The sequence below is a fragment of the Flexivirga oryzae genome (assembly GCF_014190805.1).
GTDB lineage: Bacteria > Actinomycetota > Actinomycetes > Actinomycetales > Dermatophilaceae > Flexivirga > Flexivirga oryzae.
This window is the reverse complement of sequence record NZ_JACHVQ010000002.1, coordinates 44,205-64,188: the sequence shown is the minus strand read 5'-3', so window position 1 is coordinate 64,188 and position 19,984 is coordinate 44,205. Positions and strand designations below refer to the sequence as shown.

Below are 19,984 nucleotides of genomic sequence, written 5' to 3'. Positions count from 1 at the left end.
CGTGGTGATTCTGCCGCCGTCGGTGGTCGTGTTGTTCTCAGTCGACGCCGCGCGGCTGTTGTCACGCTTCGTCATACCTGTGTGTCTCCTGTGGCTCGTCCTCGGCCGGCTCGACGGCGGCTGCGTCGGTGTCCGTGTGCATCGAGGGTATTTTCGCGACGAACGTGGCACCACCACCGGGGGTGTCCTGCACCTCGACCTCGCCCTTGTGGCTCGCCACGATCGCGGTGACGATCGCCAGCCCGAGCCCGCTGCCGCCGCGCTCGCTGTTGCGTGACTCGTCGGCCCGGTAGAAGCGCTCGAAGATCCGGTCGTGCAGCGCGGCAGGTATGCCGTCCCCGTGGTCGACGACCCGCAGCTCCGCGGTGCTATCCGTCGCGCCGACGGCGACCTCGATCGGTGTGCCGGCCGGGGTGTAGCCGATCGCGTTGGCGACCAGGTTGGTGATGACCTGGCGCAGCGCGGCGTCGTCGCCGAGCACGACGGTGGGGCCGACCGGGCCGTGCAGCCCCACGAGACGGACGTCGCGGGCATGGTCGATCGCGGTCGCGTCCTGGACTGCGTCGGCGGCCAGGACGGTGAGATCGACGGGGGTGTGCGGCTTCTCGGTGTTGTCCTTGTGCCGCCGCTCGAGCCGGGTGAGCAGCAGCAGGTCGTCGACCATGGCGGCCATCCGGGTCGCTTCGCTCTCGATGCGGCGCATCGCCGAGCGCACGTCGGCCGGCTCCGACACGGCGCCCTGGCGGAAGAGTTCGGCATACCCCCGCACGGTGGCGAGCGGCGTGCGCAACTCGTGCGATGCGTCGGCGACGAACCGCCGCATCCGCTCCTCGGAGGCACGACGCACGGCGAACGAGTCCTCGATGCGGGCCAACATGACGTTGAGCGACTTGCTGAGGCTGCCGACCTCGTCCGGCGCACTCGGTGAGGGGACACGTTGGGTGAGGTCGCCACCGGCGATCTTCTTGGCAGTGTCCTCGATCTGGCGCAGCGGGAGCAGTGCACGGCGGACGGCGAACCAGCCCAGCGCCGCACAGGCCAGCAGGGCCACCAGCCCGACGAGGACCATGACGAGTTCGAGGTGCTCGATCACCTCGTCCGTGTGGTCCATCGACACCGCGACGGCGTAGACGTAGGTGACGCCCTCGTCGGTGACCGTGCCGGCGACCACGTGCCAGGTGGTGTCACCGCTCTGGGAGCCGACGCTGAAGACCTTCCCGCTCTTCACCCGTGGGTCGTTGCGGGTCAGGCTGGGTATGGCGGGCAGGTTGCCGCCGGAGGAGGAGTTGCCCGGGTCGGTCATCAGGCTGCGTTCCTGGCCGTCGATCGTCAGCAACTCGATCGCGTAGGTATTGGTCGGCACGTAGGCGAACGCCCGCTGCTCGGTCGCCTCGTTGGCGACCGCACCGTCGACCAGATGCGCACTGGCAGCACGCAACTCGGCGTCCTGGCGGCCCGTCATGAAGCTGCGGACCTGGGTGGTGACGGCGGTGCCGGTCGCGAGCATGGCGACTGCGAGCAGCACCATCAGCAGCACGGTCAGCCGCAGCCGGAGCGGCATGGCCGACAGTTCGTGCCGGACCCGACGCTGTAAAGAGGTGTCGTCCGTGGCCGTCACTCGCGCGGTGCGCGCAGCACGTAACCGACGCCGCGCTTGGTGTGGATCAGCGGCGCGACGTCACCGACGTCGATCTTGCGCCGCAGGTAGGAGATGTAGCTCTCGACGATGCCCGCCTCGCCACGGAAGTCGTAGTCCCAGACGTGGTCGAGGATCTGGGCCTTGGACAGCACCCGGCCCTGGTTGAGCATCAGGTAACGCAACAGTTTGAACTCGGTGGGGGACACCTCGATCAGCTGACCGGCGCGGCGCACCTCGTGGGAGTCCTCGTCGAGTTCGAGGTCGGCGACCTGCACGGTCGAGCGCGAGTCGTCGTCGACGTGGGTGCGGCGCAGCACCGCGCGGATGCGGGCGACGACCTCCTCCAGGCTGAACGGCTTGGTCACGTAGTCGTCACCACCCACGGTCAGTCCCTTGACCTTGTCCTCGACCGCGTCGCGGGCGGTGAGGAACACGATCGGCAGGTCGATGCCGTTGCCACGGAGCTTGCGGGTGACGGTGAACCCGTCCATGTCCGGCAACATGACGTCGAGCACGGCCAGGTCGAGCGGATGCTCACCCGCGACCGTGATCGCCTCGTTGCCGTTTGCTGCGGTGTGAACCTCGAAACCGGCGAATTTCAGGCTGGTTGCGAGCAATTCGCGGATGTTGGTCTCGTCCTCGACAACGAGGAGGCGTGCTTCCGGAGAGTTCATGTCAGCCACTCTTACCTCCGATGCTGGGAATCTCCTGAAAGTCCGATGATATTGCCTGGAGGCGTTTCTGGGGGTGCGTAGCGGCATTCTTTTCGAATGTACTTAGCTTCGCTAATGAGCTAAGCTAACTATCGTGAATGCGGCAGAACGACGACGACTTGCGGTCGATCTGCGCTCGGTCTGCATGCGGATCAGCAGGAGGGTGCGCTTCTCCGGCGGGGGAGTGTTGCCACCGCACCAGGTGTCGGTGCTCAGCAAGCTGGACCAGCAGATCCGCACCCCCCGCGAGCTGGCCGAGATCGAGTGCGTGAGCGCGCCGTCGATGACGCGCACCGTCAACGCACTGGTCGAGCAGGGGTTCGTACGACGGGATGCCGACCCCGACGACGGCCGCCAGGTTCGCCTGCAGCTGACCCCGGAGGGGCGCAAGAAGCTCGCCGGCATTCGGCGATCACGTGATGAGTGGGTGCACGCGCGGATGCGTGACATCTCGGATGAGGAGTGTGAAGTGCTGCGGCAGGCGGCGGACATCCTGGAGCGGGTGGTGTCCAACACATGAAGAGCCGGACCTTCGCGTCCCTGTCCGTCTACAACTACCGCGTCTACTTCGCCGGCGCCCTCGTCTCGAACATCGGCACCTGGATGGGCCGCACCGCCCAGGACTGGCTGGTCCTCACCGAACTCACCCACCACGACTCGACGGCGCTGGGCATCGTCACCGCCCTGCAGTTCGCGCCCGTCGTGCTGCTGGCGCCGTTCGCCGGTGCCCTCACCGACCGCTTCCCGAAGCGCCGGGTGCTCTTCGGTACCCAGACCACCCTCGCCGTCACCGCCGCGCTGCTCGCGGCGCTCGTGCTCGCCGACGTCGTACAGCTCTGGCACGTCTACGCGCTCGCGCTGCTGCAAGGAGTCGCGACCGCCCTGGACAACCCCGGCCGACAGGCCTTCGTCTCCGAGATGGTCGGGCCGGAGCTGCTGACCAACGCCGTGGGACTGAACTCCACGTCGTTCAACGCGGCACGACTGATCGGACCCGGTGTCGCCGGCCTCTGCATCGGTCTGATCGGCACCGGCCAGACGCTGGTGTTCAACACGTTCTCGTTCATCGCGGTGCTGATCGCGCTGAAGGCGATGCACCCGGCGGACCTGATGCCGTCACCCCAGGTGCGTGGCAAGGGCAAGGTCCGGGAGGGGCTGGCCTACGTCAAGCACCGGCCGGACATCCTGCTGATCATGTTCATGGTCTTCATGCTCGGCACGTTCGGCATGAACTTCCAGATCACCATCGCGTTGATGGCCACCACGGTCTTCCACCAGGGCGCAGCCGAATACGGTCTGCTCGGCTCGATCATGGCGATCGGTTCCCTGGTCGGGGCGTTGATGGCCGCGCGGCGTCCGGCACCCCGCCTGCGGATCGTGCTCGGGTCGCTCGCCGGTTTCACGGTCTTCTCCGCCATCGCGGCACTCGCCCCGACATACCTGCTGTTCGCGGTCTTCCTGATCCCCACCGGGCTGTGCGCGATCACCACGCTCAACACCGCCAACTCCGCGGTGCAGCTGAGCGTCACACCGGTCATGCGGGGCCGGGTGATGGCGCTCTACATGGCGATCTTCATGGGCGGCACGCCGGTCGGCGCCCCGGTGATCGGCTGGATCGGGTCGGAGTTCGGCGCGCGCTGGACCATCCTGGTCGGCAGTGTCGCGAGCGCGGCTACTGTGGTTGCCACCATGGCCTACCTGATGCGACGTGACGACCTGCGGGTCCGCCTGGAGGGGCGGCCCATCCCGCACTTCGAGGTGCGCCACCGCGACGGCACCGGCGACGACCTCGTCAGTCAGCGCGCCGCATGATGTCCCCCCGCACCCAGCGGCTGGTGGTCGTCGTCGCCCTCGTCGCCCTCGTCGGCGTGGCGATCCTCGGCGCGCTCCTATAGATCGACCGGAGTACGTATCGACCGAGGGGAGTACACGTTTGTCCCGAATTCGTACTCCTGTCGGTCAGGTTGTACTCCCCTCGGTCGTGGGGGTGCGTCAGGCGGACGCATGCTGGGCGGTGAGGCGGCGTCGGGTGTGGTCCGACTGCTCGATGACGATGCGGCGCAGGGCACGCGGCGCGTCCTGATGTATGGCGAGCCACCGCTCCGCGGCCGCGACGACCGGGTTGTCCGTGACACCGTCGTCCACACTGGTCCTCGGGAACAGGCCGGCCGCCACGCGCGCCGCCATCGCCATGGTCTGCTCGCGCCACCATCCGGTGACCTGCTCGAAGTAGGGCCCGGCGAACTCGGCCACGTCCTGGTCGGGTCCGGTCGCGAAGCCGGCGAGCAGGGCACGCTGCCGGTCGTTGGTCAGCGTCGTGTCGGTGGTGAGCTCGCGCCATACCCGCTGTTTGGTCGTCACGCCCGGCAGTGACGCCAGCGCGCGGTCCCTGGCGACCGCACCACTCATCGTGGGGTCCGCGGTGTACTCGTCCCGCAGACGCGCCTCGTCCACGGCGCCGAGCTCGGCCAGGGCCGCCAGCAGCCCCCAGCGCAGTGACGGCGTGAGCTCGAGGCCGTCGACCCGGCCGTCGAGGGTATGACGCACCGGCGCCTCCCCGGCCGGGGAGAGACCCGCGGTGCCGGCGAGGGCGTGCGCCCAGGCCCGCTGCAGGTCCGAACCTGCCGGGGCGGCCGACAGCCCCTCGTCGATGCAGCGCACGAGTTTCGTTGCGGCGGCGGGGCGTTCGGCCGGCGGAAGGTAGTCGGTGATCGCTGCGTGTGCCTGCCCGAGCAGCATCGCCAGCAGTCCGGCGTCGGACTCGGTCGCGGCGTTGCGGGCGGCGGCCTCCAGGTAGGTGGTCGCGGACAGCTGCGCATCGCGGACGGCGTTCCACAGCGCCGACCAGACGACGGCCCGCGTCAGGGTCGGCTGCACCGACGACAGGTTGCCGAGCAGTGTCTCGACCGACCGGTCGTCCAGTCGCAGCAGTGCGTAGCTGAGATCGTCGTCGTTGGCGACGACCGCGTCGACCTGCGTGCCGGCCTGGAGCGGCACGGCGACCCGCGGCGCGTCGATCGTGACGTCCACCCGGGCGCTGCGTTCGAGGCCGTCGTCGCCGAGCGCGAACGTGGACACCACGACCCGGTGCTTGCGGTCGACCTGCTGACCGGCCACGACATCGCGGGAATCCGTTGTCAGGTAAAGCTGTTCGCCATCACGTTCCACCCCGATGACCGACGCACCGGTGGTCTCCAGCCAGGTCGGCACCCAGCTCGCCAGGTCGGAGTCGCTGCTCTCCTGAAGCGCGTCGATGAGATCCTGCAGGCCGGTCGACCCGAAGGCGTGCCGCTGGAAGTAGAGCTGGGCGGCGCGGAAGAACTCGTCCCGTCCGGCATAGGCCATCAGCTGCTTGAGCACCGACGCGCCCTTGGCGTAGGTGATGCCGTCGAAGTTCTGGCGCGCCGCCTCCAGGTCGGGGATGTCGGCGACGATCGGATGGGTCGTCGGCAGTTGGTCCTGGGTGTACGCCCACTGCTTGCGGTTCAGGGCGAAGGTCACCCATGACCCGGGGAAGCCGGCCGCCTCGGCGCCGGCCAGGTAGCCCATCAGGTCGGCGAACGACTCCTTCAGCCAGGTGTCGTCCCACCAGCGTGGCGTGGCGAGGTCACCGAACCACATGTGCGCCATCTCGTGCATGATCACCTCTGCCCGGGCCTCGCGCTGCGCCTCACTGGGTGTGCCGCGGAAGAGGTAGGCGGCCTCGCTGAAGGTCACGAGCCCGGGGTGCTCCATGGCGCCGAGGTTGTACTCGGGCAGGAAGATCTGGTCGTATTTGCCCCAGGGGTAAGGGAATCGGAAGGCCTCGTCGAAGAACGACAGGCCCTGTTTGGTGATCCGGAAGATGTCGTCGGCGTCCAGGTGCGCCGCCATCGACGCGCGGCAGATCGCGCCGAGTGGCACCTCGAGCGTGCTGCCGTCCGCGCGATCGGCGCGCCATACATCCGTCACGTGGTGGAAGGGGCCCGCGGCGACGGCGGTGAGGTATGACGACAACGGTGGCGTCGGCGCGAAGGTGACGGTTGATGTGCCGTCCTGCGACACCTGCTCGACCGCGGGCTGGTTGCCGAAGATCCGGCAGTCGGCCGGCGCGGTGACCGAGAACGTGAAGCGTGCCTTCAGGTCGGGCTGCTCGAAGCACGCGAACGCGCGTCGTGCATCAGTGGGCTCGAAATGTGTGTAGGCGTAGGTCTTTTCGTCCACGGGGTCGGTGAAGCGGTGCATTCCCTCGCCGGTGTGGCTGTACTGACAGCGTGCCTCGACGACGACCTCGTTGACGTCGCCGCCGGTGCGCAGACCGCCCACGCTCACGCGCGCTCCGTCATACCCGGCGTCCGTGCTGGTGCCGTTGACGGTGAGCGAGGTGACCTCGTCGGCGACGAGATCCAGCCAGGTCGACTCGTGGGTGCTGGTGAAGCGGATCGTCGACCGGGAGGCGAACGTCTGCACCTCGGCCCGGTCCAGGTCGCGCAGGTCGAGGTCGACGCGATGGGTGTCGACGGTGATCCGACCGCTGCGGACTGCGCACTCGTCACGGGTGAGGTTCAGATCGGGGGCACTCATCCCGTCATCGTCTCTGATGGTGGACACCGCGACCGACGCCGGGGCCGCCCGCCGCGTCCCGCCACCAAGCCCCACCCGCTCACCACCCCACACGCCCACCCCAAGCGCCGAGAGGCTCAGTTGTGCTCGACAGGCTCACTTGTTCGGCCCCGACCGACCCCGATTTACTGGGCCGCTCGGCGCTTACTGAGCCTCTCGGCGCTTGGGGTGATGGGGAGGCGGTGCGTGGTCGGTGGGGAGGCGGTGCGTGGTGGGATGGGTGGGATTGGTCCTGGGCGTCAGAGGTGCTCGACGACGTAGTCGATGCAGGCCGTGAGGGCGGTGACGTCGTCGGGGTCGACGGCGGGGTACATGCCGATGCGTAGCTGGTTGCGGCCCAGTTTGCGGTAGGGCTCGGTGTCGACGATCCCGTTGGCGCGCAACGTCTTTGCGACGACAGCGGCATCGACCCCGTCGAAGTCGATCGTGCCGACGACGGGGGAGCGGTCGGCCGGGTCGGCAACGAAGGGCGAGGTGTATGCCGTGCGCTCGGCCCAGTCGTAAAGGATCCCGCTCGAGGTGGCGCTGCGCTCCGCGGTCCACGCGAGACCGCCGTTGCCGAGCATCCACTCCAGCTGTGCCGCCATCAGTGCGAAGGTCGCCACAGCGGGGGTGTTGTAGGTCTGGTTGAGTCGCGAATTGTCCACACACACCTGCAGATCCAGGATCGCGGGAGTCCAGCGCTGTGCGCTCAGCTCGGCGATGCGCTCCAGGGCGGCGGGCGACATGGCGGCGAACCACAGGCCACCGTCGGACGCGAAGACCTTCTGCGGCGCGAAGTAGTAGACGTCGGTCTCGGCGAGGTCGACCGGCGCCGCGCCGGCCACCGAGGTGGCGTCGACGAGCATCAACGCGTCGTCCGCGTCGACCACCCGGTGGACCGGGGTGAGCACGCCGGTCGACGTCTCGTTGTGAGCCCAGCAGTAGACGTCGGCGCCCTGCGCGAGGCTCAGTTGCACCGACGTCCCGGTCGGCGCCTCGGCAACGAGGGGGTCGCTGAGGAACGGAGCCTTGCGCGCGACGGTCGCGAACTTGGCGCTGAACTCTCCGCACACCGCGAACGCGCCACGTTCGCGAATCAGCCCGAACGACGCGGCATCCCAGAAGAGGTTGGTGCCTCCCATGCCGACGACGACCTCGTAGCCGTCCGGCGCGCCGAGCAGTTGCGCCAGGTCGTCACGCACTGCCCCGACCAGGTCCTTGACCGGGGCCTGGCGGTGTGAGGTGCCGAGGACGGTGCGGCCCTGCGACAGCAGGGTGTCGAGTTGTTCGGGGCGGATCTTGCTCGGGCCGGAGCCGAAGCGGCCGTCGGCGGGTTTGAGTGAGTCGGGGATGGTGAGCTGGTCGGTCACGGTGCCCATTTTGCCAGCGGTAGCGTCAGGGGTATGCAGCCGATCGAACGTTGGGACTATGCCGGCGAGGGCCTGGACGAGCACGATCTGCCGGGCGCGCCGCTGCCACTGATCGAGCGGTGGGTGCAGGACGCCGTGGACCGGCAGGCCGCGAAAGGTGATGTGCCGGAACCGGATGCGATCTCCGTCGCCACTGTGGACGCGGCCGGTCAGCCGCACGTGCGGACCGTGCTGATGCGCCATCTCGGTGCGGACGGGCCCGGCTTCTACACCAACTACGCCAGCCGCAAGGGTCGCGATCTGGACGACAACCCGAACATCGCGGCGGCGCTGACCTGGCCGCCGATGTTTCGCGCGATCCGGTTCGTGGGTGTCGCGCACAAGATGCCGGTCGAGCGCTCCACCGGATACTTCCGCAGCCGGCCCTACGGGTCGCGCATCGGTGCCTGGGCGTCGCACCAGTCGGAAACCGCCGCGAGCAGGGCGCAACTGGAGGCGGCGGTGGCGTCATACGAGGCGAAGTGGCCGGACACCGGCAGCCCCGACGACGTCCCGTTGCCGGACTTCTGGGGCGGGTATGTCGTCCGCTGCGACGAGGTGGAGTTCTGGGCCGGCCGCAGCAGCCGGCTGCACGACCGGCTCGTCTTCGTCCGCACCGGTGCCGGCGACCTCGCCGACGAGGCCAGCTGGCAGGTCGAGCGCCGGCAGCCGTAGAGCACTCGATCCGCAAAGAGGCATGAGACAGCCCGTGGGCAACCGGTCGGAACCGGTGGGCGCGATGGACGAGATCGCGCCACCCACGGGCTGCGGTGGCTGCGTTGGAGTAGCTACCTGAACGTCCGCTTCGTCGGTCCACTTTGGGAGGTGGCCGGCGACGTTGTACGAAGGTCCGAGCTAGCTCGCAACCACCTCACGCGTCCTTTGAGAATTCACTCTTGGACCACCTCCTTTCTCGTGTGCGTCCACGCTAAATCCGGTGGCCGGAGGAAGGCAATGGATTAATCCGGACGAGATGCGGCCCACGTCACCGGAGCCGGAGATGGAAGAGCGGCTGGCGCCCAGGGGAGGTGCGCCAGCCGCCCGAGCACTGCTGCGAACAGCGTGCTCACCCCGTCCGCAGAGCGGGCGGTTCGGGAAGCCGAGGGTCAGGGGGGAGGAGCCCCTCGGCCTCCATGGAGAAGAACGTAGCGCTACCGGCAGGGATTCCCGAAACAATCCGGGAAAATTGGTCGAAATGGAACCTGTCGGCGCTTAGTGGCAGGCTGTCACTGTGAGCGACCTGATCGACACCACCGAGATGTATCTCCGCACCATCTTCGACCTGGAGGAGGAGGGGATCCTTCCGTTGCGCGCGCGTATCGCCGAGCGGCTCGGCCATTCCGGACCGACGGTGTCGCAGACGGTCGCGCGGATGGAGCGTGACGGCCTGCTCACCCTGGCCGGTGACCGGCACCTGGAGCTCACCGAGCGCGGGCGTCTGCTGGCGGTGCGGGTGATGCGTAAGCACCGGTTGGCGGAGCGACTGCTCGTCGACGTGATCGGCGTCGAGTTGGAGTTCGCCCACGACGAGGCGTGCCGGTGGGAGCACGTGATGAGCGAACGGGTCGAGCGCAAGATCCTGGCCATGCTCGACGAGCGGCACATCTCGCCCTACGGCAACCCGATCCCGGGTCTGGAGGAGCTGGGCGAGGAGGAGACCCGGCTGCACTTCCGCGACGGCGTCCAGCCGCTCACCGAGGCCATCACCGAGGAGCCCACCAAGCACATCGTGCGTCGGGTCGGCGAGCCGGCGCAGGCGGACCAGGACGCGATCAGCGTGCTCACCTCGGGCGGCATCACCCCCAACGCGACGGTCGAGGCCCATGTCGAGGGCGACCGGGTGCTCGTGCAGGCCGACGGAAGCGACGCGGTGTCCCTGCCGCGCGACGTTGCCATGCACGTCTTCGTCGACATCAGCTGATCGGGCGAAACCGGGCCGTTCCGCGAAATTTGCGGAGACTGTGCAGTAATTCGTGACCTCGCTGTGACATGACCGTGATCATTGTGTAGCGTTACCTCCGGCTCGCCACACGGGTGAGCTCCCGGAAGGCAACGCCTAGTCCTGCCAGTCGCCCGGGTGAGCAACCGCCTGGCAGGAGCGGGGGACCCACATTGGGCGACGCAAGTCGTCCTTGGGGCGAAGTCGAGGCTGCAGCACCGCGGGGATTGCTGCACCGAGACCGGGCATCTTCGGCCCGAGCCCGACAGCTGACCTCGTAGGCGACGGAGAGGTTTTTCGTGTCCATTCTTGGTCCCCGCGGGCGCCACCGCGCCCCGAACAAGTTGTCGACCACCTTCAACTCGACCGCCCGTGTGTCCGCGACCGTCGCCGTTGCCGGTGGCCTGGTCGCCTCGATCGCCGCGCCACAAGCCGCGGACGCCGCCACCGGCGTCGCCTCGATCTCCGGCGCGAGCACGGTCGGCATCGCCACCCAGGCCGCTCGTGCCCGGGTCCTCGCCCACCCCCTCAAGGCGACCCAGGCGCAGGAGCAGCTGGGCACCGTCTCCGCCGAGCCTCAGCTCGCCAGTGCGGTCGAGGCGAAGACGTACGTCGTGCCGAAGAAGGTCGTCCGCCCGGCAGTCTCGTCGGTGTCGCGTTCGACCACCCGGCCGGCCACCACGCAGAGCCAGCCGACGCAGCCGACTCAGTCCACGCAGCCGACCGAGCCCAAGGCGACGCCGCCGACGACCACTCCGGCTCCGACCGTGCCGGCGTCGTCCAGCGGCATCGTCTCGATCGCCGAGCGCTTCATCGGCTCCCCGTACGTCTACGGCGGCTCCAGCCCGGCAGGTTTCGACTGCTCCGGCTTCACCTCCTACGTCTACGGGCTCGCCGGCAAGTCCATCCCGCGCACCGCGACCGCACAGATGAACGCCGCGGTCCGGGTCAGCAGCCCGCAGCCGGGAGACCTGATCTTCTTCGGCAGCGGCAGCTACGCCTACCACGTGGCCATCTACGTCGGCAACGGCATGATGATCGACGCCAACCACCCGGGTGGCACGGTCGGCATCCGCGCCATCTACAGCGGTGTGTCCGGCTACGGCCGGATCTGAGCCGCCCGGTCCGGTCATACACTTCGAGCCCGTCGCGCCGCATCGGCGCGGCGGGTTCGCCCGTCCACAGCCCTTCGAAGTCAGGATCGTCATGTCGTCGTTGTCCGAGACCCTGCTCGCGGCGGATCGTCGCCCGTCCGTCGTCGCCGACCTGGTGTCGGTCATCGACGCCGAGGTGAAGGACAAGAAGGGCATCGGCGGGGTCACCGTCAAGGGCGCGTATGCCGCCGTCCGCAAGGTGAGCCCGACGATCGCGGCCAGCGCGACGGATCGGATGCTGCCGGACTTCGCGACCGCCCTGCAGCCGTTCTGGGACGACTTCGGTGCCGACCGGGCCGAGGATTTCGGCACCTACCTGGCGGGCCGTGGCGACGAGGCGGCCGACGCGTTGCTCGCGGTGACCGATGCTCGCGCGGCGGCCACCCAGCGCGAGCCGCTGCGACGCGCCTACAACGGGCTGCGCGGCAAGGCCAAGGGGCACGTCGAGCACGCGCTGCCCCGCCTGGGCAAGGTCGTCCAGCAGCACGCATCCTGACCGCTTGCCGGGTCGGCGCCCATGAAGTTCTGATAGACCAGCGCCATGTCTGATTCGCTGAGCGCGACCACCGTTTTTCTGACCGGCGAGGACGGGGCGGAGGTCGAGGCCTACCTCGCCACCCCGGACGGGGAGCAGTCGCGGGGCGGTGTGGTCGTCATACACCACATGCCCGGGTACGACCGGGCCACCAAGGAGATCGTCCGCCGCTTCGCGGAGTTGGGGTATGACGCCATCTGCCCCAACCTCTACTACCGCGAGGCGCCGGGCGCCGAGCCGTCCGACGCGGCGGCCACCGTGCGCGCCGCGGGAGGGGTACCGGACGACCGCCTGGTCGGCGACGCGGCCGCGGCGACCGCGTACCTGCGGGCGCTGCCGCACTCGAACGGCAAGGTCGGCAGCATCGGGTACTGCTCGGGCGGCCGCCATTCCGTGCTCGCAGCGTGCCATGTCGACCTGGATGCGGCGGTGGACTGCTACGGCGCCTTCGTGACCGGGACCCCGCCGGAAAGCTACCCGGTCGCCATCACCAACCTGGTGCCGTTGCTGCCGCAGCTGCGCGCCCCGCTGCTCGGGCTGTTCGGCAAGCAGGACAAGTTCCCGAGCCCGGAGCACGTCGCCGAGCTCGACGAGATCCTGACCGCGAATCACAAGGAACACCAGTTCTTCTCGTATGACGATGCCGGTCACGCGTTCTTCGCCGTGGACCGACCGTCATACAACGTCGCGGCCGCGGGCGACGGGTGGGAACGCATCGAGGCCTTCTACGGCGAGCACCTGGGGGCGTGACACCGTGTGCACCTACATCACCGTGAAGACGGACATCGACGGCAGCGCGAAGGCTCCGGGAGGCAAGTGGTTCCGGGTCACCGACGCGGCGGCGTACTTCGACCACCCGGTGCACGCCATGGCCGAGCACACCCTCAACCTCGACCTGACCGACCCGAGTGAGGGGCCGGGGCAGCGCATCGCGCTGGAGCTGACGGCCGCGTCGGCGCAGCGCATCATCGACGCGATCCAGCAGGCGCTGGACGCGGCGCCCGACGAACTGAAGGCCTGATCGGCCGCGCGCTCACCCCTCTCCGGTCGTGCGCGTCGGCGGACCGAGGACCGCGGTCGAGGTCACCGTGGTGGTCTCGGTGACGGTGGTCGGCTGAGCCGAGGCCGTCGTCGTGGTGGTGGCGGTCGCAGTGGTGGTCTCGGTGACGGTCGTGTTCTGTCCGGGCTGGATCACCTTGACGGTCACGGTCTGCGCCGGCGCCGTCACCGTCACGGTGCTGGTGACAGTGCTGTCGTCCACGGGATCGTCGGTGGACTGCTGGGTGACGGTCTGGGTCGGTCCGGCCTGCGTGTAGGTGATGGTCTCGGGGCCGGCGCCGGCGCTGCCGTCACCTCCGCCGCCGGCGAGCAGGTAGATGCCGACCGCGCACAGCGCGGCGATGCCGGCGCCCAGGAGCGCGCCGGGGAGCAGGCCCGGCGCGGCACCGCGATGTGACTCCTCGGCGTAACCGCCGCCGCCGTCGTCGTTCGCCCACGAATCCATGAACGCGTCGTTGGCGGACCGTTGCTCGTCGTCCCCACTCGTCGACATGAGCCCATGCTACGAGCAAGGACGCGCCGGACCGGGGCACGAAGCCCGGTGTGTGGGGCACAGATGCGGCATGCTGCAGGCATGCACTTCGTCGGTCTCGATCTCGCCTGGGGCGTCCGGAATCCGACCGGCGTCGCCGTGCTGGACGACACCGGGGCACTGCGTCACGTCGCAGCTGTGCGCACCGACGAGGAGATCGTCGCGCACGTCCGCGACCACGCGGCCGGCGATTGTGTGGTCGGCATCGACGCCCCGCTGATCGTGGTCAACGAGGCGGGCAGCCGTCCCGCCGAGCAGGCCCTCGGCAAGGACTTCGCGGCATACCAGGCCGGCGCGCACCCCTCGAACACCACCAATCCGGCGTTCGCGGGCGGCACTCGCGGCGCGCGGATCGCCGAGCTGCTCGATCTCGACATGGATCCGGCGTCGACCGCTGGCCGCCGTGCCCTGGAGGTCTATCCGCATCCGGCGACGGTGGCGCTGTTCCGGCTCGGTCAGACGCTGAAGTACAAGAACAAGCCGGGTCGGTCGCTCGATCAGCTGCGCGGCGAGCTGGTCACCCTGATCCGGTTGCTGGAGTCCCTCGAGCGGGTCAAGCCGGCGCTGCGGTTGCGGCAGAGCGCGCAGTGGCACGAGCTGGTCGACACGGTCCAGACGGCGACCCGCAAGGCGCAGTTGCGCAGCGCGGAGGACCCGATCGACGCCGTGATCTGCGCGTATGTCGCCCTCCTCGCACACCAGGCTCCCGAACGCGTCACCACCTACGGCGACTTCGCCACCGGCTACATCGTGACGCCAAGCCTGCCGGACGATCTGGAGCCGTCCCGGCAGAGTCCGCAGCAGCGCAGCCGGGCCGAGCTGGTCAGCGCAGCCCGGCGGGAGTATGCCGCGCAGTTCCCGCAGGTCGAGCAGGCCGCCGCCGATGCGGTCGACCTGATCGCCGGGGTGCTCGACGACGCCGGCCTCAACTACCTGACGGTGACCGGGCGCGCGAAAACCGTTGTGTCCTTTGCGGAGAAGGCGGCTCGGGAGGCCGACGGCGAGCCGCTCTACCCGGACCCGCTGCGGCAGATCGGCGACCTCATCGGCGTGCGGGTCATCACCTATGTGCGCAGCGACGTCGACGCGGTGGTGCAGCTGCTCGCGGCCGAGACGGACGTGCTGGACGACCGGGACATGGGGGAGGAGACCGCCAGCGAGGGCCGGTTCGGTTACGCCAGCCGGCACCTGCAGCTGCGGGTCAAGGACGACGACCGGCTCAGTCACCCGGAGATCGGCGACCGCCAGGTGCAGGTGCAGATCCGGACCGTGCTGCAGCACGCGTGGGCCGAGTTCGAGCACGACATCCGTTACAAGGGCACCATCCCGGCGTCCCAGCGGCCGGATTTCGACCGGCGCTTCACCCTCGCCGCGGGCCTGCTCGAACTCGCCGACAGCGAGTTCTCCACGATCCGCGCGAAGCTGCGCTCCGGGGTGCAGGAGGCGGTGCCCAGCGAGGGCGGCGCCGACCGCATCTCCTCCCGCGAACTCGCGGCCTACCTGGCCGGGCAGTACGCCCAGGCCGAGTGGTCCCGTGCCGACCACTACTCGTGGATGGCGGGTCTGGTGCACGAGCTCGGCATCCACTCGCTGGCCGAGCTGGCCGACGAGTTGCGGCAGGTCGACACGACGCGGATCGACGAGCGGATGGCCTACCGCACCCCGCCCGGGGCGGTGCGCCGGCTGGACGACGCGTTGCTGCAACGGTTCGGCGAGGAGTATGTCGCCCTCGAGGGCAACGCGCACCGGGTGGAGCGGTTGCAGTCCCGCCTGGCGAAGCTGCGCGGGAAGCCCTGAACCGCCCGCGATCCTCAGTCGGAACCGACTGTCGCCGCCAGCTTCTCGAGTGAAGCGGACAGGTTGTCCGAGGTGGTCGACCGGGCCCGTTCGAAACGCTTCGGGTCGGCCAGATGGGTCCAGTCGTAGGTGTGCGTCACCCGGGTGCGGCCGTCGCTCGTCGGCTCCAGCTCCCACCGCCACAGGTGACCGGCCGGCTCGGCCCCGGCATCGCTGGGACACCAGGCGATCCGTTTGCCCTCCTCGAACTCCACGACATGGTTGTCCCGCACGGAATCGCTGGTGAGCATCGTGTGGAAGACGTCGCCGACGGCGTGCACGCGTTGCCCGGCCTCGGCGCGGGCGAGGTTGTTGTTGCCGTCCCAGTCCGGCTGGCGGCTCGGGTCGGCGATGAGCTCGAAGATGGCTGCTGCGGGGGCGTCGATCGTCCGGGTTGCGGTCACGATCTTCGCGTCGTCGGTGTGCGTCATACCCCCATCGTGGCAGGGCGGCGCGGCGCCCGGCGCCCGGCTCCCGGTCATAGGTCCCCCCGGTGGGGACTCCGGTGCGCCCGGGACCGGTTTCCCGGTCATAGGTCCCCCCGGTGGGGACTCCGGCTCGCCTGGAACCGGTTTCCCGCGCACAGGTCCCCCCCCGTGGGGACTCCGGTGCGCCCGGGACCGGATGTGGCGCTCATAGGTCCCCACTGGGGCGAGTCGCGCACGGTCCGTGCTCCTCATCCTCGATCCGCCACGGGCAGCAGGAGATCGAGATGGAAGCCGGCGGCGCTGTGCCGGGCACGCACCGATCCTCCGTGCGCTTCGACGATGCCACGGACGATCGCCAGGCCCAGCCCGGCGCCCGGTGTGCCGTTCGCGGGACCACTGGAGCGGGAGGGGTCGGCGCGCCAGCCGACGTCGAACATGCGGCCAAGGTTCTCCGCAGCGACACCGACGCCCTGGTCGATGACGCTGAGCACCAGCTGGGATTCGCCGATGGTGTCTGCCCTGATGAGGATCGTGCTGTCGTCCGGCGCATAGCGCAGGCTGTTCGCGAGCAGGTTCCCGATGGCGCGGGTCAGCTCTCGGGGGTCGGCCCACAGCAGGTGGCCGTCCACGTTCTCCTGGGTGACGGTGACTCGTCGGCTCTCGGCGACGAGTCGTACGTCGGCGACGGCATCGCTCACGAGGTCGAGCAGCACGACAGGCTCGCGGTGCAACTCGAGTGTGCCGCTCTGCAGCTTGGAGAGCTCGAAGAGGTCGTCCACCATCCGGGCGACGGTGTCGACCTTCGAGCGGAGCGCCTGCAGGTAGACCGCGGGATCCGGAGCCGTTCCCGCTTCGAGTGCTTCCGCCATCGCCGCCATACCGGCCAGCGGAGTGCGCAGATCGTGGGAGATCCACGCGAAGAACTGCTGCCGTGCTGCGTCCAGCTCGACGATCTGCGCTCGCGCCGCCGCGAGACGCTGCGATGTCTCCGCGAGTTCGGCGGAGACGTCGTCGAACTCGCGCCAGCCGGTGGCTACCGGGCCCACGACGTCCCCTGCGCCCACGCGCCGGGTGTCGCCGATCAGCGCTGCCACGGACGCGCGGGCGCTGCGCCCGGTCACGATCCAGGTGGCCGCAATGCTCATCACCGCGGAGATCCCGATGACCCAGCCGAGCACGAGAACGTCGTGGTCGGACAGGTACATCTCGGCGGCGACCGCGATCGTCGAGACGATCACCGACAGCAGAGCGCCACACAGCACGAGTACTGCACGGAAGCTGACGCTGCGGCGGCGACTGCCGTGCAGCGTCAGCAGCGTCCCGCACGTCAGCAGTGCGGTGGCGGCGAACGTCGTACCGGTGATCAGCAGCAGTTGGGGTAGGCCTAGCACGCTCGGCCCGTTCCCGTGGTGAAGCGGTAACCCGCTCCCCACTCGGTGTGCAGGAACGTCGGGAAATGCGGATCGGGCTCGATCTTCTCGCGCAGGCGACGCACGTGAACGGTCACGGTGGACGCGTCACCGAAGTCCCACCGCCACACCTCACGCAGGATCTCCTCGCGGCTGATCACGCGGTCAGGGTTGCGCACGAGATAGAGGAAGAGCTCGTACTCGCGTGTGGTGAGCGCGATCTCGCGCTGTCCGACCCACACGCGCCGATGGGCGGGATCGACGTGGAAGGTACCGGCGGTGAACTCCAGGAAAGCAGCGGCACTTCCGGCCCGGCGCAGTTGCGCGTTGACCCGCAGCTGTAATTCCCGCAGGGAGAACGGTTTGGCGAGGTAGTCGTCGGCGCCTTGTTCGAGTCCGTCGATGCGGTGCGCAAGGCCGTCGAGGGCGGTCAGCATGATGATCGGGACGTTCGAGACCGCACGGATGCGCCGGCACAGCTCATCTCCGTCGAGGCCGGGCAGCATCCGATCCACGATCAGCAGGTCGGGCATGCGCGATTCGATTGCGCGCCACGCCGTTTCACCGTCGCCGTACTGGTGGACCTCGCAGCCGGCCAGACGCAGATGATCGGTGACCACCATCCGCACCGAGGGATCGTCCTCGACGACCGCGATCTGCGCGCCTGTCTGCATCTGTTGAGCGTAGATCCCGTCGTGGGCTCAACCCAGCAGTAGCTCCTTACGGTCCTGAAAGGATTGGTTACGAGGCTGAAATCTGAGCGCTACGAGTCGGGTTCGAGTGCTTCATTGATCGAGCGCGCCGCGTGCGTCAGCTCTTCGTCGGAGGTCCGGCCGAGCCGTCACGGGCGCCATCTCGCCAGATCCATGCCAATCCCAGGAGCACCCGATGAAGACCATCATCCGTCTCGCACTCGCTGCCGCGGTCACCGCGACGCTGACCGGCGTCGGCGCTGCAGGCGCGGACGCCGCGCCGGCGCAGCACCATCGCAGCAGCCCCGCCGGGACAGTGTTCGTCCAGAACGACGCCGTCGACGGCAACCAGATCGTCGGCTACGACCGGCTCGCCGACGGGACGCTGCGCCGGGCCGGCACCTATGCCACCGGTGGCAGGGGCCTTGTTCTCGACGGATCGGTCGTCGATCACCTCGCGTCGCAGAGCTCGCTCGTGCGCTCCGGCGCAAGCCTGTTCGCCGTCAACGCCGGAAGCAACACCATCACCTCGTTCCACGTCAGTGGCGACCGACTGTCCCGCCGCCAGGTGCTCGCCTCGGGGGGCACGGCCCCGGTGTCGATCGCCGCGCACGGTGATCTGGTCTACGTGCTCAATGCCCGCGACGGCGGCTCCATCCAGGGCTATCTCAACCTCGGCGGCACCCTCATCGCCGTGCCCGGCTGGCATCGCGATCTTGGCCTCGACCCGAACGCGGCGCCGGAGTTCACGCACACGCCGGCGCAGATCGCGTTCACGCCGGACGGGTCGAAGCTCGTCGTGTCCACCAAGGGCAACACCAGCGCATTCATGGTCTTCCACCTCGGGTGGCTGGGCGCACCGGGCAAACCGGTCGTCAATACCTTTGCGGGCGACGTGCCGTTCGGTTTTCAGTTCGATCGGTCGCGACACCTGGTCGCCAGCGAGGCCGGGCCGAACGCGGTCGCCAGTTTCACCGTGCACGCGGACGGATCCGTGACCAAGGTTGCCGAGCAGACGACCGGGCAGCAAGCCACCTGCTGGATCGTCGTCGACGGCCGGTATGTCTATGCGTCGAATGCTGGTAGCGGCAGCGTCAGCGGCTACAGGATCGGTCGAAACGGTGCTCTGCAGCCGCTGGGGAACACCGCGACTGACGCCGGGACCGTCGACGCCGCAACGAGTTCCGACGGCCGCTACCTTTACGTTCAGACCGGCGCGGCCGGCGTCGTCGACGAGTTCCGCGTCGCCCGCGGCGGTTCGCTGCAGCGCATCGGTTCCGTCACCGTTCCTGATGGCGTCGGTGCCGAGGGCATCGTGGCCAGCTAGCGAGCGATGCGCTGGGAGGCCAGCACCCAGATCCGGTGCCGGCTGCGACCAAGAACGCTGGTGCCCCCGAGACGATTCGAACGTCCGACACCCGCTTTAGGAGAGCGGTGCTCTATCCCCTGAGCTACGGGGGCGGGGGCCGGGTGACCCGGCGCACTCATCATAGGTGGAGCGCGCGGTGGTTCCTACGCCACCCGGGTGTTGGTATGACGAGGGTGGTTCCGGCTACTCATGGCGTGGCGTCAGCCGGAAGGCGCGGGCGCCCGATTTCCAGGCCGCTTCCAGGTCGGCGGCATCCGGTTCGCCGCCGGTCACCCGGACCTTGTTGAAGTTGGCGAACGCACGGTTGTCGCGGCACATCACGGCATACGCGTCGATCACCCCGTCCCGGTCGGTGAAGGCGGTGACGTCGGCCTGCTGTTTCTTGCCCAGCAGCACCAGGTCGATGACATCGCCGGTGCGCAGGTTGCGTCCCCAGGCGAACGGCGTGCCGACCAGCAGGTCATCGCCCTGCCTCGTATAGGCGACCGGGATCTCCAGCCGCTTACCGCTGCGGCGGCCGACGATCTCCAGTAGCACCAGTCGGCGGCCCGGGCCGCGGCTCAGGACGGGTAGCCGCAGTAGTGTCCGCATGACGCGATTGACCGCACCCTGGAAACGCAGGGTCTGAGCGCGTGGCTGGTTCGACATCGGAGGCTCCTCAAACTTGAAACGAATCCGTTTCGTTC

Annotated in this window: 19 protein-coding genes, 1 tRNA gene and 1 riboswitch; of the genes, 10 read left to right on the top strand and 10 right to left on the bottom strand. The window is 68.9% G+C overall.

Annotated elements, in window-relative coordinates; all coding sequences use genetic code 11:
• Nucleotides 1-61 precede the first annotated feature (61 nt).
• Together FHU39_RS13325 and FHU39_RS13320 are read right to left on the bottom strand one after the other, a co-directional pair.
• Nucleotides 62-1,618 (bottom strand): sensor histidine kinase, encoded by a 1,557-nt coding sequence (locus FHU39_RS13325; protein WP_343065889.1) that lies wholly within the window; start codon nucleotides 1,616-1,618, stop codon nucleotides 62-64.
• Nucleotides 1,615-2,313, bottom strand: coding sequence for a response regulator transcription factor (locus tag FHU39_RS13320; protein ID WP_183321110.1), 699 nt, complete (start codon nucleotides 2,311-2,313; stop codon nucleotides 1,615-1,617). Before FHU39_RS13320 ends, FHU39_RS13325 begins: the two co-directional genes overlap by 4 nt.
• A 133-nt stretch (nucleotides 2,314-2,446) precedes the next feature.
• On the opposite strand from FHU39_RS13320, the gene FHU39_RS13315 reads away from it, so the two are divergent.
• A complete protein-coding gene (locus FHU39_RS13315) occupies nucleotides 2,447-2,872 on the top strand; it encodes a MarR family transcriptional regulator (protein WP_343065888.1) in 426 nt (141 codons plus the stop codon).
• Nucleotides 2,869-4,164 (top strand): MFS transporter, encoded by a 1,296-nt coding sequence (locus FHU39_RS13310; protein WP_183321109.1) that lies wholly within the window; start codon nucleotides 2,869-2,871, stop codon nucleotides 4,162-4,164. Before FHU39_RS13315 ends, FHU39_RS13310 begins: the two co-directional genes overlap by 4 nt.
• Before the next feature lie 180 nt (nucleotides 4,165-4,344).
• On the opposite strand, the gene pepN is transcribed toward FHU39_RS13310, so the two are convergent.
• Both pepN and serC read right to left on the bottom strand, forming a co-directional pair.
• Complete coding sequence (gene pepN, locus FHU39_RS13305) at nucleotides 4,345-6,915, bottom strand: aminopeptidase N (RefSeq protein WP_183321108.1); 2,571 nt, start codon at nucleotides 6,913-6,915, stop codon at nucleotides 4,345-4,347.
• A gap of 278 nt (nucleotides 6,916-7,193) precedes the next feature.
• Nucleotides 7,194-8,315 (bottom strand): phosphoserine transaminase, encoded by a 1,122-nt coding sequence (gene serC, locus FHU39_RS13300; protein ID WP_183321107.1) that lies wholly within the window; start codon nucleotides 8,313-8,315, stop codon nucleotides 7,194-7,196.
• A gap of 24 nt (nucleotides 8,316-8,339) precedes the next feature.
• Between serC and pdxH the strand changes: the two genes are divergently transcribed.
• The 6 genes from pdxH (at nucleotide 8,340) to FHU39_RS13270 (ending at nucleotide 12,994) form a co-directional block, all read left to right on the top strand.
• Complete coding sequence (gene pdxH, locus FHU39_RS13295) at nucleotides 8,340-9,020, top strand: pyridoxamine 5'-phosphate oxidase (protein WP_183321106.1); 681 nt, start codon at nucleotides 8,340-8,342, stop codon at nucleotides 9,018-9,020.
• A gap of 556 nt (nucleotides 9,021-9,576) precedes the next feature.
• Nucleotides 9,577-10,266, top strand: a complete 690-nt coding sequence (locus FHU39_RS13290; protein ID WP_183321105.1) for an iron-dependent transcriptional repressor DtxR — start codon at nucleotides 9,577-9,579, stop codon at nucleotides 10,264-10,266.
• Between the two features lie 122 nt (nucleotides 10,267-10,388).
• A riboswitch (cyclic di-AMP (ydaO/yuaA leader) is annotated at nucleotides 10,389-10,583 on the top strand.
• Nucleotides 10,584-11,399 carry an NlpC/P60 family protein gene (locus FHU39_RS13285; RefSeq protein WP_183321104.1) on the top strand — a complete coding sequence of 272 codons (816 nt, stop codon included), beginning with the start codon at nucleotides 10,584-10,586 and terminating at the stop codon, nucleotides 11,397-11,399.
• 91 nt (nucleotides 11,400-11,490) lie between these two features.
• A complete protein-coding gene (locus FHU39_RS13280; RefSeq protein ID WP_183321103.1) occupies nucleotides 11,491-11,934 on the top strand; it encodes a DUF6918 family protein in 444 nt (147 codons plus the stop codon).
• Between the two features lie 45 nt (nucleotides 11,935-11,979).
• Nucleotides 11,980-12,723 carry a dienelactone hydrolase family protein gene (locus FHU39_RS13275; protein WP_183321102.1) on the top strand — a complete coding sequence of 248 codons (744 nt, stop codon included), beginning with the start codon at nucleotides 11,980-11,982 and terminating at the stop codon, nucleotides 12,721-12,723.
• A 4-nt stretch (nucleotides 12,724-12,727) separates the two neighbouring features.
• Complete coding sequence (locus FHU39_RS13270) at nucleotides 12,728-12,994, top strand: DUF6295 family protein (RefSeq protein WP_183321101.1); 267 nt, start codon at nucleotides 12,728-12,730, stop codon at nucleotides 12,992-12,994.
• A 12-nt stretch (nucleotides 12,995-13,006) separates the two neighbouring features.
• Here FHU39_RS13270 and FHU39_RS13265 read toward each other — a convergent pair whose 3' ends face one another.
• Nucleotides 13,007-13,525, bottom strand: a complete 519-nt coding sequence (locus FHU39_RS13265) for a hypothetical protein (protein WP_183321100.1) — start codon at nucleotides 13,523-13,525, stop codon at nucleotides 13,007-13,009.
• 81 nt (nucleotides 13,526-13,606) lie between these two features.
• On the opposite strand from FHU39_RS13265, the gene FHU39_RS13260 reads away from it, so the two are divergent.
• The gene (locus FHU39_RS13260) at nucleotides 13,607-15,361 is read left to right on the top strand and encodes a DUF429 domain-containing protein (protein WP_183321099.1); all 1,755 of its coding nucleotides are present in this window, start codon (nucleotides 13,607-13,609) and stop codon (nucleotides 15,359-15,361) included.
• Between the two features lie 14 nt (nucleotides 15,362-15,375).
• Here the strand turns inward: FHU39_RS13260 and FHU39_RS13255 are convergent, their stop codons facing one another.
• The 3 genes from FHU39_RS13255 to FHU39_RS13245 form a co-directional block, all read right to left on the bottom strand.
• Nucleotides 15,376-15,831, bottom strand: coding sequence for an SRPBCC family protein (locus tag FHU39_RS13255; RefSeq protein WP_183321098.1), 456 nt, complete (start codon nucleotides 15,829-15,831; stop codon nucleotides 15,376-15,378).
• 245 nt (nucleotides 15,832-16,076) lie between these two features.
• Nucleotides 16,077-17,219, bottom strand: coding sequence for an ATP-binding protein (locus FHU39_RS13250; RefSeq protein ID WP_183321097.1), 1,143 nt, complete (start codon nucleotides 17,217-17,219; stop codon nucleotides 16,077-16,079).
• Nucleotides 17,213-17,911 carry a response regulator transcription factor gene (locus FHU39_RS13245; protein WP_183321096.1) on the bottom strand — a complete coding sequence of 233 codons (699 nt, stop codon included), beginning with the start codon at nucleotides 17,909-17,911 and terminating at the stop codon, nucleotides 17,213-17,215. Before FHU39_RS13245 ends, FHU39_RS13250 begins: the two co-directional genes overlap by 7 nt.
• 214 nt (nucleotides 17,912-18,125) lie before the next feature.
• On the opposite strand from FHU39_RS13245, the gene FHU39_RS13240 reads away from it, so the two are divergent.
• Nucleotides 18,126-19,256, top strand: coding sequence for a lactonase family protein (locus FHU39_RS13240; RefSeq protein ID WP_183321095.1), 1,131 nt, complete (start codon nucleotides 18,126-18,128; stop codon nucleotides 19,254-19,256).
• A gap of 58 nt (nucleotides 19,257-19,314) precedes the next feature.
• Here the strand turns inward: FHU39_RS13240 and FHU39_RS13235 are convergent.
• Nucleotides 19,315-19,390: transfer RNA gene (locus FHU39_RS13235), tRNA-Arg, on the bottom strand.
• 91 nt (nucleotides 19,391-19,481) lie between these two features.
• Nucleotides 19,482-19,946 carry a PNPOx family protein gene (locus FHU39_RS13230; RefSeq protein WP_221185526.1) on the bottom strand — a complete coding sequence of 155 codons (465 nt, stop codon included), beginning with the start codon at nucleotides 19,944-19,946 and terminating at the stop codon, nucleotides 19,482-19,484.
• Between the last annotated feature and the right edge of the window lie 38 nt (nucleotides 19,947-19,984).